This window comes from Sphingomonas sp. So64.6b, assembly GCF_014171475.1.
Lineage (GTDB): Bacteria > Pseudomonadota > Alphaproteobacteria > Sphingomonadales > Sphingomonadaceae > Sphingomonas > Sphingomonas alpina_A.
This window is the reverse complement of the sequence record NZ_CP048817.1, coordinates 3,880,671-3,894,404: the sequence shown is the minus strand read 5'-3', so window position 1 is coordinate 3,894,404 and position 13,734 is coordinate 3,880,671. Positions and strand designations below refer to the sequence as shown.

Here is a 13,734-nt window from a genome sequence, read left to right as displayed (position 1 = left end):
ACACGCTCACCGAACCAGATCCGGAATCCGCTCGAAGATGCCGATCGTGAAATCGCTCAGCAGCCCGAGAATCAGGCTGCCGAACACCATGATCGAAATCGCGACGACGATCAGCTTGGGTACGAACGACAGAGTCTGCTCGTTGATCGACGTCGCCGCCTGGATCATGCCGAGGATCAGGCCGGCGAGTAGTGCCGGGATCAGGATCGGTGCGGCGGCGAGTGCCAGCACCCACATCGTCTCGTTGGCGACGGTGAGGAAATATTGCGCGTCCACGGCTCCGCTAACTCACGAAACTGTTAGCGAGCGATCCCATCGTCAGCGCCCATCCATCGACGAGCACGAACAGCAGCAGCTTGAAAGGCAGGGAGATGATCGTCGGCGACAGCATCATCATGCCGAGCGACATCAGCACGGTCGCGACGACCAGATCGATAACGATGAAGGGCAGGAAGATCAGGAAGCCGATCTGGAACGCGGTCTTCAATTCGCTGGTCACGAACGACGGCAGCAGCACGGAGAAGGGTACGTCCTCCGGCTTGGCATAAGGACCGCTCTTGGCGATGGTCGAGAACATCGTGATGTCCTTGACGCGGGTCTGCTTGACCATGAACGCATGCAGCGGGACGCCGGCGGTCTTGATCATCTCGGTCGCGCCGATCTTTCCTTCCGAATAGGGCTGGATCGCGGTGGTGTTCATCGTGCTGATCACCGGCGCCATGATGAAGAAGCTGAGGAACAGCGACAGGCCGATCAGCACCTGGTTTGGCGGGGTCTGTTGCAGACCGAGCGCCTGGCGCAGGATCGCCAGCACGATGATGATCCGCGTGAAGCTGGTCATCATCAGCAGGATCCCGGGCAGGATCGACAACAGGCCCATGATGATGAGGACTTGCAGCGACAGCGCCATCGGCGCGTCGCCACCACCGAGTTCGCCGAGCGCGCGATCGATCCCGTCGCCGACATTGGGCGTGGCGGGCGGAGTTACCGGCGGCACCCCTTGAGCAAGCGCGGGATGCGCAATGACCAGCGCGACGATGATGCCGAGGATGATCAGCAACAGCTTGCCGGCCATGCTGGCACGCTTTGGCGGCGTGCCGCGGAACAGGGTCGGGCCGTCCTCGCGGACGCGGCGAAGCTGGGGAGCGCTCATTTTGGTTCGATCTTGTCGATAAGATTGACGCCGCCACGGCCGACCGAGACGAGCAGCTTGCGGCCCTCGAATTCGAGCACCGCCATGCGCAGGCCGGGGGAGATCATCATCGTTTCCTGCACCTTGAGCATGCGGTTGGCGGGCTGACCCGGCATGCGCGACTCAAGCTTGCGCCACAGATAGAGGCAGCCGATCATCAGGCCGCAAACAAGCGGCAGCAGCACGACGAGCTTCAGGATATAGGACCACATCATGATCGGTCAGGTCCGCTTCTCAGGGGAAACCAGTTCGGTCATGCGCACGCCGAAACGATCGCCGACCGTGACCACTTCGCCACGGCCGATCAGCGTGCCGTTGACGAACACGTCGAGCAATTCATTGGCCTGGCGATCAAGCTCGATAACGCTCGACTCGCCGAGCGCGAGCAATTCTCGCAGGGTCAGCTGAGTCGAGCCGATCTCCACGGTCAGTTTGACGTCGACATCCTGCAGCAGCCGGAAATTGGCTGCGAGCGAGGCGTCGACCGGGAATCCGCCGGTCATGTCGTTCATTGGAAATCCTCGAGTTCACGGGTGATCGAATTGAGCTTGATCGCGGCCTTGCCGTTCGACGTGCCGACGGTGCCGAAGCCGAGTCGGTCGCCGCCGACCATCACCGGCACTTCCGCGCCGAAACTGATCGGAATGACGTCGCCGGGTTTCAGGTCCATCAGCAGGTTGAGCGAGACCATCGGCTCGGCCAGGACCGAGCGGATCGGGAATTTCACGCCCATCACGGCGCGGGTCAGACCGGTGCGCCAGGCGGGATCGGGGGCAGCCGTCTTGGCGTGCACCTTGCCGGTCAGTGACGGAGTGTGCGGCTTGAGCGCGGCGACCGGATAGAGAAGATCTAGAAACACCGGCTTGGAGGAGCCGGCGGCAATGCCGAACCGGGTCACCACGACCGGGTCGTCGCCGTCCAGGCCCTGAATCAGCGCCGGGTTGGCCTCGACATGACCGGGCATGAACTCGATTCGCGCCAATGGCTCCCAGGCTGCCTTGAGCGGGGCCGCGAGCAGCATGCCGAGCCGCGCGATCATCGCCTCGGCGCTCGGGCTGAATTCGGCGGGCAATTCATGCGGTGTCGAACCGGTGCCGCCGAAGAACAGGTCGAGCACTTCGAGCACGAAACGTCCGTCGAGCACCGCGACCGCATTGCCGGCGGGGGGCGTCATGCCGAGCGGCAGCCATGCGGTCAGGCCATCAGGACGCTCAGCACGGTAATCGGCGAAGCGCTGCACGACCAGAGGTTCGGCAAAGGTGCGGACTTCACGACGCAGCAACGGCTCGAACACGCCGCGCAACGACCGCGCGAGGCGCGCGGACAGATGCTGCAGCGTGTGCAGGTCGCCGAACGGATTGATATTCGCGACCCCCAGCGTGGCATTTTCAGCCTGCTGGCGGGGTCGTTCCCGTCGATCCGGAGCGTTTGGTGAAGCGTCGTTAACCATCATTGTTCACTGAACAACAAAATTGGTAAAGTAGACGTTACCAACGCCGCCAAAACCTTCTTTTTCCTTAAGCGTGTCGTTGATCGCCTTGGCCAGTTTGCGCTGCAGCTGGGTCTTTCCCTCAACCGTAAAGACCTGTTCCTCGGACGTATCGCCAAGCGCCATGAGGATCGCCGAACGGACCGCAATCTCGTTGGTTTTGAGATTGTCGATGACGGTGTCGTCATAGGGTGTCGAGATGGCGATGCCGACCTGGACGAAATGGACGCTGTCCTGGAGGTTGGAGGTGAACTCCTTTTCCATCGCGTAATAATTCGACGCGAACTTGTCGCCGCCCGATCCCTTGGGGGTGGGCTTGCCGACGCCTTCGCTCGCCGCTTCCTCGCCATGGCCTTCGCCGCCGGCTTCCGAGGCACGCTTTTGGTCGCTCTTCGCGACCAGCTTGGGGCCGGCCGCTTCGCTCTCGGCATGCGCGCCGCCGCCGATCAGGCCGGCGCCCGAGGCATAGAGTCCGGCGCCGACGCCGCCGCCGACCAGCACGAGCAGGCCGACGCCGATCATCAGTTTCTTCATCAATCCGCCCTTTTTCTTGGGCGCCTTCACGTCTTCTACGATGTCGCTCATCATTCGTTTCCTTCAATTCAGGCGATGCGATGTTCGGTGGATTGTTCGGTCTCGGTGTCACGCGCTACGCGGACCGGTGCCCTCGGTTGGGTCGGAGTCTGCTGGTGCGGTTGGCGCCCCGGACCATGGCCGCTGCCATCGACGGTCGATTGGGCGATGCGCACGCCGCGCGCCTCGGCCAGTTCCGCGAGGCGCGGCTGTGCTTCGGTCAGCAGGGTGCGGGTGGCCGCAGTTTCGGCGGTGAAATGGACGTGCAGCCGGTCGCCGTCCTTGCGTACCGCGATATCGACCGCGCCCAGCGCGTCGGGAACGAGCCGGATTCGCGTGTCGCGCGAATTGGCATCGTCGCGCAGCACTTCGATGCGATCGATCATCGCCTGCAGACCGGTGTCCTGACGCAGGTCGAGGGCCGCGCGCTGCACATCGCCGGCCGCCTGGACGATCGGCTTGTGGGCAGTCTCGGCGACGGCGGAGAGCGCGGACGCCATCGCCGCGCCGGCGGCCGATCGATCGTCGCTGTCACGCCGCTCGCGATGGCTGGCCGCGGCAAGGATCGCGGCGGCGAACGCCTGGCTGGCTGGCTGCGCGACCGGGGCGGCAGGCGGAGTCGGCTGTGAAGCAGCCTGCTTTGCCGTCGATGCCTGGATGTCGTCCATCACCGGCGGCTTGTCGACGGTGATGACGCGCTGGATCGCCGTTTTGGTCGGGGCAGCTTTTCCCTCGACCGGCAGGACGCGAGACACGTCAAGCTTCGCGTCGGTCGCGGCGATCGAGTCCGGCACCGTGACCGATGAAAGCGGATCGGGCGCGCCGGGCGTCGGCGGAAGCAGGGCGGGGCCGCCGGGCAGCGTCGCATCAATCGCGCCTTTCAGCGCCGTGCCAGGCAGCGGAATGACCCGCATCACCGGTACGGGTATCGGCAAGGCGACAGGCATCCAGATCAGCGTCGGATCGGTCTCGCCATCGGCCTCATCGGGCAAGGCTTCGCCGCCACCGGCAATATCCTGCCGCTTGGTCGGGAGGGCCGGCAGTGTCGGGGCATCGGGCGGGGCGGGCTCTCCCGCATCGAGAAAGTCGGCCAGGGTCGAGGCGAACTGCGCGCGATCGCCGCCGGAAGCGGCGCTATTCGGCGCTTTTTCGGTTGGTCTCGCCAATGCTGTCGAAAATTCGATCATTCAGTCATCCCGGTCGGCGATTATCGCCACTGGGCAATCAGCAAGGATCGTGCCGGATTTTCCTGACCGAGGGAGCGCTCTCCATCGCGCGGATTGCCTTGATCGCCGCTTCCGCATCGGCGCGGGCGAGCAGCTTCTCAATCGCGCTCTGATCGCGCTTGGCTTCGCGCGAGGCATTGGCTGCGCGTTCGACGCCTTGTTCGGCGACACGCAGCCGGGCATCCGCCGCTTCCGCCGATTGCTGTAGCCGGTCGCGGAAATGCGCCGCGGCGATCATCGAAAAAGCGTGGCCGCCGCTCGGCGCGGGCGCGATGCCCTCGGCGAGTTGGGCGATTCGATTCTTCAGCGATGTCTCGCTGACGACTCGCTCATTGGCGCGTGCCTCCTCGGCGCGAACCAATCCGAGTTGCAGGGTACGGACGCGCAGGATGCGGTCGAGCTTGCGCGTGTGCGCCATCTCAGGCCGGACCGAACACGCCGACGAGCTCCTCGGTCGCATCGCTCAGCGATACGGTCTCGTCGGGATCCTGGCGGATATATTCCATCACTGCAGGGTGGCAGGCGATAGCGGCGTCGATCGCCGGATCCGCGCCCGAGCGATACGCGCCCATCAGCACCAGGTCGCGATTCTCTTCATAGGTTGCGAGATGCCGTCGCAGCACGCGCGCGGCGTTGGCGTGCGGTTTGCCGACGATATCGGTCATCACCCGGCTGACCGAGGGGCCGATATCGATTGCCGGATAGACGCCACGCTCGGCAAGCTGACGCGACAGGACGATATGGCCGTCGAGAATCGAGCGGGCCGAATCGACCACCGGGTCGTTGCCGTCATCGCCATCGGCAAGCACGGTATAGATGGCGGTGATCGATCCGCCGCTCGACACGCAGGTGCCGGCTCGTTCGATCAGATTGGGCAGCATGGCGATCGCGCTGGGCGGGTAACCGCGCGCACTGGCCGGTTCGCCGAGCGCCAGGCCGATCTCGCGACCGGCATGCGCGACGCGAGTCAGGCTGTCCATGATCAGCAACACCTTTTTGCCTTCGGCGCGGAACGCCTCGGCAATCGCATGAGTGCGCAGCGCACCGCGAATGCGCAGCACGGGGGAATGATTGGCCGGCACGGCGACAACGACCGAACGCGCCCGCGCTTCGCCGGCAACCTTGGTTTCGAGAAAGTCGGCGACTTCGCGGCTGCGCTCGCCGATCAGGCCGATGACGATCACATCGGCCTGCGCCGCGCGCACGATCATGCCGAGCAGCACCGACTTTCCGACACCCGAACCGGCCATGATGCCGATGCGCTGGCCCTGGCCAATGGTCAGCAAGCCGTTGATCGCGCGCACGCCGACATCCATCGGTTGCAGCACGCGGCCGCGATCGAGCGGGCTTTGCAGCTTACCGCCGATCGGCCAGCGTCCGGCGCCGCGAATCGGGCCGAGACCGTCGATCGGCTTACCCGCGCCATCCACCACGCGGCCGAGCAATGCGGCGCCGACCTCGGCTTCACCGGGAGGGCCGATCGGTCGAACCGGTGCTTGCGGCAGTAGCGGCGCGGGGCCGCCGAGATTCATCAACAAGGTGCGGCCATTGCGGAAACCGATCACTTCGGCCTCGACTCCCGCGCCTTTCGCGCCGACCTGGCAGACGGTCCCGACCGGCAATTGCAGGCCAATCGCTTCCATCAGCAGGCCATCGAACGAAGCGAGGCGGCCCGATACCTTGGGCGCTGGCGCGAAGTCCGGGACACCGAGTGATTCGAGATAGTCGGACGTGAAGCGGTTCAACATGCGGGCCGTTTCATTCTGGCGGGTTATTTGGGCGGTACGGCGACGCGGTCGATCGCGAGTGCGAGCTGTTCGAGCCATAGCTCGGGGCCATCCTCGACAATGGTCGACGCTGATTCGAGCACGAAGCCACCGCGCGCGACGGCGGGATCGCCGACTGCGAACACGGTCCGGGGCAATTTGCCTTCGAGCAGCGCGACATCGTCGGGATTGACCCGGAGCATCGCCGATTCGGCGCTGTCGGCGAGGATGTCGGCGGCGGCGTCGATGCGGCCGGCAAGGATATCGGGCGCGATGCCGACCTCGCCGACCAGTCTGGAGACGAGGAAAAGCACGGTTTGACGTAACTGGCGCGCCATGCGTTCGCGGTCGAGCCGATCGTCGGCACGTAGCGCCGCGGCAAGCTCGGCGAGCAGCGCTCGGTCGCGTTCGCCCGCTTCATTGCTCTCGGCAAGCGTGGCCGCGACGCCTTCGGCAAAACCGGCGGCATGGGCGCTTTCGATCGGATCGATGAACCCGGATGGCGTGCCCGTATCGAACGGGTCCCATCCTTCGGTCGGGTTGGAATTGGGATCGGCCGGTTCGAAATGCTTTGGATTGACCTGCGGCGAGAAGGGCACCGGACCCGACGGCTTGGCGCGGGCGCGTAGATCCGACGGCGCAAATCCTTCATCGGGCAGTGAGAAGGCCTGGTGCAGTATCTGTGCCGCGGCATTGTGACGCGCGGAGAAACCGGGGGCGAAATCAGACATAGTCATCCTCGCCGCCGCCCATCATGATCGTGCCGTCTTTGGCGAGGTTGCGCGCGATCTGGATAATCACCTTCTGCGCCTCGAGCACCTCGCTGAGTTTCATCGGGCCACGGGCTTCCATCTCGTCGCGGATGCCATCGGCGGCGCGGCTCGACATGCAACCCAGGAAGCGAGCGCGAACGCTTTCGTCGACGCCCTTCAGTGCGCGGGTCAGGATATCGCCATCGATGTTGCGGATCAGTGTGCCCAGATTCTTATCGTCGAGCTCAAGCAGATTGTCGAACACGAACATCGCCTCTTCGATCGCCTTGGCAACTTCGCGGTCGATCTTGAACAGCTTCGGCATAACGCGCTGCTCGGTCGCCTTGCGACCGCTCGACAGAATCTTGGCGGCGTCGCGCGTTCCGCCGAGCGTCAGGCCGGCAGATTGCTTGGCCGACCCGGCGCGCCCGGCAAGCATCGTGGTCAGCGTTTCGATCGCCTCGGGCGTGATCGGGCCAAGCCGCGCGATGCGGTGAAGAATGTCGGGCTGCGCCGCATCGGGCAGCAGCTCAAGCACCTGAGCACCGACATTCGGATCGAGATTGGCGATCAGCACGGCAGCGATCTGCGGATGCTCCTTTTCGATCATGCCGGCGATCTCTCCGGCGTCGAGCCAGTCAAGCAGGTCGATCTGGCAGGCATCCTCGGTCGGAATGATCCGGGCGAGTACGCTGTCGGCCTTTTCCTGGCCCAGCGCGCGGGTCATCACCGCCTCAATCTGCGGGCGCGGATCGAACGTGATGCCGGTACGCTCACGCGCCTTGCCGACGAAATCGTCGAGCACGAATTCGACTTCGCTCTCGCTGACATCGGCGACGGCGAACATCGCCTTGCCGAGCTGGCGAACCTCTTCGGGGTCGAGCTTCTGCAGGATTGCCGCGGCTTCTTCCTCGCCGACCAGCATCATCAGCACGGCGGCGCGTTCGACGCCGGTATAGTTGCGAAAGGGCGCGGTCATGACTTGATCATATCCCTGACGGCGAGCGCGGCGCGGGCCGGGTTATCGCGGGTGAAGCCGCGCACCATGCCGATGCGGTCGTCGTAATTCTGTGCGCCGTCGATCGCGTCGATGCTTACCGATGACGCCATTTGCGGTTGGCCTGTGCCGCCCAGATCACGACCCAGCGCGAGGCGGGGCGTCGCGTCGTCGCGTTTCTTCATCAGCGCACGGGCGAGCGGACGGACGCCGAGCATCAGAACGAGCATCGCGATGACGATCGCGGTGACGTTGCGGGCGACTACGGGCAGCCAGCCGGCATCATACCAGGGTTGCTTGTCGTCGACCGTCGCGGCGCCGGCGAACTTGCGGCTGATCACCGTCACCTGGTCGCCGCGCGGCTGGCTGTAACCGACGGCGGTCTGGACGAGCTGGGTGATCTGCTGGATTTCGACCGGGCTGCGCGGCTTGCCGGCCTCCGGATCGCGCAGCAGCACGGCTACCGACAGCCGGGTGATCGCACCGGGCGCGGTGCGGCTGACTGAGACTTCTTTGCCGAGGTCATAGGCGCGGGCGAACTGATCGCTCTGCTTCACCGGCTGTTCGGCAGCGGGTGCGCCGGGGGCAGCCGGCGTAGCACCCGGTTTGGCAGCAGCGGCTGCCGCGTCGGCGGCGGGTGATGAGATTGTTGATGGCGGCGCGGGGGTGTTGGACAATGCGCCGGGAATGCCGCCGGGTTGCGTGGAATCGCCCTTCTGATTGCCGGTCCAGTTGCCTTGTTCGGCGCGCAGAGCGCCCTGCTTCTCATAGCTTTCGCGCGTCGCCTGAGTTTCGTTCAGATCGACATCCGCCTGGATTTCGGTGGTGAAATTGCCCGCGCCAAGCAGCGGCGTGAGCAGCTGCACGACCTGCGCACGATATTTGTCCTCGACGCGGCGCTGAAAGGCGATGCGTTCGTCGCTGGCGATGCCCGACGCGCTTTGGTTGGCGCCCTTGGTCAGCAGCCCACCCATCTGATCGACGATCGTCACCGCGTCGGACTTCATTCCCGGTACTGAAGAGGCGACGAGGTTGATGATCGACGAGACCTGCGAATCGGCGAGGCTACGCCCGGTCTGGAGCTTGAGGATGACCGATGCCGATGGCGCGGCATTGTCGCGGACGAACACCGATGCTTCCGGTGTCGCAAGGTGCACGCGCGCTTCGGCGACCGAATCGATTTCCTCGATCGAGCGGGCGAGTTCGGTTTCGCGGGCCTGGCGCAAGCGTTCGCCTTCGACCGCGCGGCTAACGCCCATCGGCAGCTGGTCGAGGATCGCATAGCCGCCCGGTGTCGCCTTGGGCAGGCCTTGCCCCGCGAGGAGGATGCGGGCGCGGGAATAATCGTCTTCATCGACGGTCAAAGCGCCCGAACCGCTATCGATGCGGCTGGAGATGTTCGCCTGATCGAGCGCTTGCGTCACCGAACCCTTGTCGGCGTCGCTGAGCTGCGCGAACAAGGTTTTCTGCGGTGCCGCGCTGAACGTCATCCATGCCAGCACAGCGGCGGCGATCAGGCCGACCATCAGAATCATCGGCAGGCTGCGGCGCACCGCGGGTTGGGCGAGCAGACCGGAGATCTGCTGCAGCGGATTGGCGAAACGCTCCGGAAGGGACGAATTCGATTGCGGGGTGAGGGCGTTGCTCATGGTTTATACCGGCATGCTCATAATGTCCTTATAGGCGGACAGGAGTTTGTTGCGGACCTGCAGGGTCGCCTCGAAGCCGACCGAAGCTTGTTGACGGGCGAGCATCACCTTGGCGATGTCGATCGTTTCACCGCGTTCGTATGCGGCGGACAATTCGCCGGCCTTGGCTTGGCCCTGGTTGACGCTTTTCAGCGCGTCTTCCATCGTCGCGGCGAAGCTGGTCGGCTTCGTCTCGGTCACGCCGGTAGTGGCGCCCGCCGAGGTGTTGGCGCGTTGCAGCGCCTGATTGCGTTCGAGAATCTGGGCGCGAAGCGCCATCACCCGATCGACGCCAGTCGCGCCGCCGACACTGCCGATCGCGCTCATGCCGATGCCGCCTGATTATGATGGCGGGTGATGTCCTCACCCTGTTCGCGCGCCTTGGCGAGACGATAGCGCAAGGTGCGCTCCGAAATGCCGAGCCGCTTTGCGGTTTCGATCCGACTGCCGCCGCACGCGACGAGCGTTTCGCGGATCGCCTGGAATTCATGCATCTGGACGATGTTGCCCAGGGTCGTCGGGGTGGCCACCGGTTGATCATTGGCGGCTAGCGGTGTCGGCGCGCGGTCGAACACGATATGCTCGGGGCCGATCGTGTCGCCGGCGGCGAACAGCAATGCGCGCTGGATGACGTTTTCGAGTTCGCGCACATTGCCGGGCCAGTCATGGCGGACCAGTGCCTCGATCGCCGCGGCGTCGGGCCATGGCACCGACACGCGGTTACCGGCATGGCGCAGGATCATCGTCGCGGCGAGCGCGGGAATGTCCTGGCGACGCTCGTTGAGCGGCTTGGTATGAAGCGGGAAGACCGACAGACGGTAATAGAGATCGGCGCGGAACCGGCCTTCGGCGACTTCGGTCTGCAGGTCGCGGTTGGCGCAGGCGATGACGCGGACGTCGATCGCTTGCGGGGTCGAGGCACCGATCGGCACGACCTCACGCTCCTGCAACGCGCGGAGCAATTTGGCCTGGAGCTGGATCGGCATCTCCGCGATCTCGTCGAGCAGCAGCGTGCCACCATTGGCAGCGCGAAAAAAACCTTCGCCGCCCGAGGACGCGCCGGTGAACGCGCCTTTCTGATGGCCGAACAGCAAGGCTTCGAGCATCGTTTCGGGTAGCGCTGCGCAATTGATCGCGATGAACGGGCCGTCGCGGCGGTCGGAAGAAAGATGGATATGCCGCGCGAGCACTTCCTTGCCGGTGCCGGTCGGACCATTGATCAGCACGGTGATGTCGGCAGCGGCAACGCGCTCGGCGAGCGCATAAAGGGCGAGGCTCTCGGGGTCGGCGGCAGTTGGCGTCTCAGCCCCGGCGACCAGCGCGCGGACAAAGCCGTTACCGACGGCGGCATCTTCGGAGGAGAAGGCGATGCGTGCCGGGCTGCCGTCGCGCGAGGGGCTGACATGGCGGCCCTTGTCGCCGATGATCACCGTGCGTGCGGGGGCGGGCGGCACTTCACCTTCCGCGATCAGGAACAGGTCGCCAGGCTGCGTCCGGCCATCCTCGAACGACCGCACCGTGAAGCCTTGCGAGCGCAACGACGATACCAGGGCATATTTCTGCCGGAGCACTGCAGCTGATGGAACGATGGAACGCATGGACTTCCCCCTTCGAGGCGAGGAGACATGCGGTCGTGATGGTAAACGACCCGTTAAACACGTTGCCGCCCGGCAAAATATTTCCGGGCGCACGTCCCGCCCTCACGCGCGAGCGTGCTCCCGTGCGCGGCGTCCTGGCTCGACGGCAGGCAAAGCGCCGGCACGAAAATGATTTTCGATGATGGTTTGCAAAAGTGCTTAATCCCGTCGCCGGCCGGTCGTTCTATGGCTTGACGGCTCAGCCCTCCGCTTGGGGGCGGCGGGGATCGTCAGAGTCATAATGGAGATTTTGACATGACTGTTATCGGAACCAATATCGGTTCGCTGCGCGCTTCGAACGCTTCGACCGCGGCAAACCTGAACCTGCAGCAGAGCATCGAGCGCCTGTCGACCGGCAAACGTATCAACTCGGCAAAGGACGACGCCGCCGGCCTCGCCATCGCATCGTCGATGACGTCGCAGATCCGCGGCATGAACCAGGCCGTTCGCAATGCGAACGACGGTATGTCGATGGCGCAGACGGCTGAAGGCGCGCTCGGCGAAGTCACCAACATGCTGCAGCGCGTTCGTGAACTCGCGGTTCAGTCGGCTTCCGGCACCTATTCGGACGACGACCGCACCAACCTGCAGACCGAAGTCACCGAACTGCGCACGCAGATCGCCGACATCGTCTCGAACACCGAATTCAACGGCGTCAAGCTTTTCGACGGTTCGGCGGGCACGTCGGGCACGGTTTCGATCCAGACCGGTGCGAACTCGGGCGACACCGTCGATCTCGCGCTGACCGCCGTCACGCTGACCGGCGTTGCTGCGGTGACCGTCGCCACCTCGACCGATGCCGATGCCGCGCTCGCTACCGTTGATACCGCACTCGGTGTCGTGTCGACCAAGCGTGCATCGCTTGGTGCGTCGCAGAACCGCCTGCAGTCGGTGGTCAACAACCTGACTTCGAACGTCACGAACCTGACCGACGCGCGCAGCCGGATCGAAGACGCCGACTTCTCGGCCGAAACGACCAACCTCGCCAAGGCGCAGATCCTGAGCCAGGCATCGACCGCGATGCTCGCACAGGCGAACCAGAGCCAGCAGGGCGTTCTGTCGCTGCTGCGTTAAGTTAACGGCTACGGCGCCGGCACCGCCCCCCTATAGGGTGTCGGCGCCGACCGGGCTCTTCTCCGCAAGGAGGCGGGCAACTGAAAACCCCGGTGGTCGCAAGACCGCCGGGGTTTTTAGCATTTTCACGTAGCGCAGACGACCGGCTCTGCGACAGCGATGTCCTGCCCTCGCGTCGCCAGCGCCAGGACGAGTGCGGCGCCGGCGACGATCGCGCCGGCGATCGAGACGGCGACATAACCCAGACCCAGGCTGATCACCGCGCCGCCGATCGCAGCGCCGATCGCATTGCCGAGGTTGAACGCGCCGATGTTCATCGCGCTGGCCAGATTGGGCGCGTCCGACGCGGCGGCCATCACGCGCATCTGCAACGGCGGCACCAGCGCAAAAGTCGCCACGCCCCAGGCGAAGATCGATAGCGCGGCGGGTACCGGCCAGTGCATCGTCACCGCGAACAACAGCAGCAAGCCGGTCAGTGCGGCGAGCACAGCGATCAACGTGCCGTCGATCGAGCGGTCGGCATAACGCCCGCCGAGCCAGTTGCCGACGGTCAGGCCGATGCCATAGACCGCGAGCATGGCGGTGATGAAGGCGACCGAGGCATGGGTTTCTTCGCGCAGGATCGGCGCGATATAGGTGAACACGGTGAACATCGCGCCTGAGCCGATCACGGTCAGCGCGAGCGCGGTGAGCACTTGCGGGCGTTTCAGGACACGCAGTTCGGCGCGCATATCCGCTGTCTCGGTCAGCTTTGCATAAGGCACGGCGAGCCACAGCGCTGTCATCGCCAGGACACCAAGGCCAGCGATACCGAAGAACGCCGCGCGCCATCCGGCGACTTCGCCAATCCAGGACGCGGCCGGCACACCGGCGACATTGGCGATGGTCAGGCCCATGAACATCGCCGCGACCGCGCCGGCACGCTTGTTGGCCGGCACCACGCTTGCCGCGACGATCGATCCCACACCGAAGAATGCGCCATGCGTCATCGACGTGATGATCCGCGCGGCCATCAACATCGCGTAACCGCCGGACAGTGCCGACAGCAGATTGCCGATCGTGAAGATGCCCATCAGCGCGATCAGCAACGTCTTGCGCGGCACCCGCGCGGTGGTCAGCGTCATCAGCGGCGCACAGAGCAGCACGCCCAATGCATAGGCACTGACCAGCAGACCGGCGGTTGGGATCGAGACGCCAAGGTCGGTCGCCATGATCGGCAACAGGCCCATCGGCGCGAACTCCGTTACGCCGATGCCGAAGGCGCCGACGGCCAGCGCGAGAATGGGTGGATTGATCTTCATACGGAACGACTCCCTGCGAGCCGTGGATATGGTCGTCAC

General features: G+C 64.8%; 16 protein-coding genes. 1 reads left to right on the top strand and 15 read right to left on the bottom strand.

The genetic code is table 11. From position 1 onward, the window contains the following. Positions 1-6: 6 nt before the first annotated feature. The 14 genes from fliQ to G4G27_RS18490 all read right to left on the bottom strand — a co-directional run bounded on the left by fliQ (position 7) and on the right by G4G27_RS18490 (position 11,281). A complete protein-coding gene (fliQ, locus tag G4G27_RS18555) occupies positions 7-276 on the bottom strand; it encodes a flagellar biosynthesis protein FliQ (RefSeq protein WP_183110008.1) in 270 nt (89 codons plus the stop codon). A gap of 7 nt (positions 277-283) precedes the next feature. Further along, a complete protein-coding gene (fliP, locus tag G4G27_RS18550; RefSeq protein ID WP_244624731.1) occupies positions 284-1,075 on the bottom strand; it encodes a flagellar type III secretion system pore protein FliP in 792 nt (263 codons plus the stop codon). A gap of 74 nt (positions 1,076-1,149) precedes the next feature. Then, positions 1,150-1,407, bottom strand: a complete 258-nt coding sequence (locus G4G27_RS18545) for a flagellar biosynthetic protein FliO (protein WP_034157876.1) — start codon at positions 1,405-1,407, stop codon at positions 1,150-1,152. A 6-nt stretch (positions 1,408-1,413) separates the two neighbouring features. Continuing rightward, positions 1,414-1,704, bottom strand: a complete 291-nt coding sequence (gene fliN, locus G4G27_RS18540; RefSeq protein WP_183110006.1) for a flagellar motor switch protein FliN — start codon at positions 1,702-1,704, stop codon at positions 1,414-1,416. Further along, positions 1,701-2,642, bottom strand: a complete 942-nt coding sequence (locus tag G4G27_RS18535; protein ID WP_183113898.1) for a flagellar motor switch protein FliM — start codon at positions 2,640-2,642, stop codon at positions 1,701-1,703. Before G4G27_RS18535 ends, fliN begins: the two co-directional genes overlap by 4 nt. A 6-nt stretch (positions 2,643-2,648) precedes the next feature. After that, complete coding sequence (locus tag G4G27_RS18530) at positions 2,649-3,266, bottom strand: flagellar basal body-associated FliL family protein (RefSeq protein WP_183110005.1); 618 nt, start codon at positions 3,264-3,266, stop codon at positions 2,649-2,651. Positions 3,267-3,283: 17 nt separating this feature from the next. Further along, complete coding sequence (locus tag G4G27_RS18525; protein ID WP_183110004.1) at positions 3,284-4,441, bottom strand: flagellar hook-length control protein FliK; 1,158 nt, start codon at positions 4,439-4,441, stop codon at positions 3,284-3,286. A 37-nt stretch (positions 4,442-4,478) separates the two neighbouring features. Continuing rightward, positions 4,479-4,898 carry a hypothetical protein gene (locus G4G27_RS18520; protein WP_183110003.1) on the bottom strand — a complete coding sequence of 140 codons (420 nt, stop codon included), beginning with the start codon at positions 4,896-4,898 and terminating at the stop codon, positions 4,479-4,481. A 1-nt stretch (position 4,899) separates the two neighbouring features. Continuing rightward, complete coding sequence (locus tag G4G27_RS18515) at positions 4,900-6,228, bottom strand: FliI/YscN family ATPase (protein WP_183110002.1); 1,329 nt, start codon at positions 6,226-6,228, stop codon at positions 4,900-4,902. 23 nt (positions 6,229-6,251) lie between these two features. Continuing rightward, positions 6,252-6,977 (bottom strand): FliH/SctL family protein, encoded by a 726-nt coding sequence (locus G4G27_RS18510; protein ID WP_183110001.1) that lies wholly within the window; start codon positions 6,975-6,977, stop codon positions 6,252-6,254. Further along, entirely contained in the window at positions 6,970-7,977 is a 1,008-nt protein-coding gene (gene fliG, locus G4G27_RS18505) for a flagellar motor switch protein FliG (protein WP_183110000.1), read from the bottom strand. Before fliG ends, G4G27_RS18510 begins: the two co-directional genes overlap by 8 nt. Next, positions 7,974-9,644 carry a flagellar basal-body MS-ring/collar protein FliF gene (gene fliF / locus G4G27_RS18500; protein ID WP_183109999.1) on the bottom strand — a complete coding sequence of 557 codons (1,671 nt, stop codon included), beginning with the start codon at positions 9,642-9,644 and terminating at the stop codon, positions 7,974-7,976. The genes fliG and fliF overlap by 4 nt, the downstream gene beginning before the upstream one ends. A gap of 3 nt (positions 9,645-9,647) precedes the next feature. Next, the gene (fliE, locus tag G4G27_RS18495; protein WP_183109998.1) at positions 9,648-10,010 is read right to left on the bottom strand and encodes a flagellar hook-basal body complex protein FliE; all 363 of its coding nucleotides are present in this window, start codon (positions 10,008-10,010) and stop codon (positions 9,648-9,650) included. Continuing rightward, positions 10,007-11,281 carry a sigma-54 dependent transcriptional regulator gene (locus G4G27_RS18490; RefSeq protein ID WP_183109997.1) on the bottom strand — a complete coding sequence of 425 codons (1,275 nt, stop codon included), beginning with the start codon at positions 11,279-11,281 and terminating at the stop codon, positions 10,007-10,009. The genes fliE and G4G27_RS18490 overlap by 4 nt, the downstream gene beginning before the upstream one ends. A 294-nt stretch (positions 11,282-11,575) precedes the next feature. Here G4G27_RS18490 and G4G27_RS18485 point away from each other — a divergent pair, with 294 nt between their 5' ends. After that, positions 11,576-12,394: a flagellin gene (locus G4G27_RS18485; RefSeq protein WP_183109996.1), complete on the top strand. Its 819-nt coding sequence runs from the start codon at positions 11,576-11,578 to the stop codon at positions 12,392-12,394. Between the two features lie 125 nt (positions 12,395-12,519). On the opposite strand, the gene G4G27_RS18480 is transcribed toward G4G27_RS18485, so the two are convergent. Next, entirely contained in the window at positions 12,520-13,695 is a 1,176-nt protein-coding gene (locus G4G27_RS18480) for an MFS transporter (protein WP_183109995.1), read from the bottom strand. Positions 13,696-13,734 lie beyond the last annotated feature (39 nt).

Excerpts from the sequence above, each read along its gene's own strand:
- G4G27_RS18515 (WP_183110002.1), bottom strand. The coding sequence starts at position 6,228 with ATGTTGAACCGCTTCACGTCCGACTATCTCGAATCACTCGGTGTCCCG.
- G4G27_RS18530 (WP_183110005.1), bottom strand. The coding sequence starts at position 3,266 with ATGAGCGACATCGTAGAAGACGTGAAGGCGCCCAAGAAAAAGGGCGGA.
- G4G27_RS18535 (WP_183113898.1), bottom strand. The coding sequence starts at position 2,642 with ATGGTTAACGACGCTTCACCAAACGCTCCGGATCGACGGGAACGACCC.
- fliP (WP_244624731.1), bottom strand. The coding sequence starts at position 1,075 with ATGGCCGGCAAGCTGTTGCTGATCATCCTCGGCATCATCGTCGCGCTG.
- fliE (WP_183109998.1), bottom strand. The coding sequence starts at position 10,010 with ATGAGCGCGATCGGCAGTGTCGGCGGCGCGACTGGCGTCGATCGGGTG.
- G4G27_RS18520 (WP_183110003.1), bottom strand. The coding sequence starts at position 4,898 with ATGGCGCACACGCGCAAGCTCGACCGCATCCTGCGCGTCCGTACCCTG.
- fliN (WP_183110006.1), bottom strand. The coding sequence starts at position 1,704 with ATGAACGACATGACCGGCGGATTCCCGGTCGACGCCTCGCTCGCAGCC.
- G4G27_RS18490 (WP_183109997.1), bottom strand. The coding sequence starts at position 11,281 with ATGCGTTCCATCGTTCCATCAGCTGCAGTGCTCCGGCAGAAATATGCC.
- fliF (WP_183109999.1), bottom strand. The coding sequence starts at position 9,644 with ATGAGCAACGCCCTCACCCCGCAATCGAATTCGTCCCTTCCGGAGCGT.
- G4G27_RS18525 (WP_183110004.1), bottom strand. The coding sequence starts at position 4,441 with ATGATCGAATTTTCGACAGCATTGGCGAGACCAACCGAAAAAGCGCCG.
- G4G27_RS18510 (WP_183110001.1), bottom strand. The coding sequence starts at position 6,977 with ATGTCTGATTTCGCCCCCGGTTTCTCCGCGCGTCACAATGCCGCGGCA.
- G4G27_RS18480 (WP_183109995.1), bottom strand. The coding sequence starts at position 13,695 with ATGAAGATCAATCCACCCATTCTCGCGCTGGCCGTCGGCGCCTTCGGC.
- G4G27_RS18485 (WP_183109996.1), top strand. The coding sequence starts at position 11,576 with ATGACTGTTATCGGAACCAATATCGGTTCGCTGCGCGCTTCGAACGCT.
- G4G27_RS18545 (WP_034157876.1), bottom strand. The coding sequence starts at position 1,407 with ATGATGTGGTCCTATATCCTGAAGCTCGTCGTGCTGCTGCCGCTTGTT.
- fliG (WP_183110000.1), bottom strand. The coding sequence starts at position 7,977 with ATGACCGCGCCCTTTCGCAACTATACCGGCGTCGAACGCGCCGCCGTG.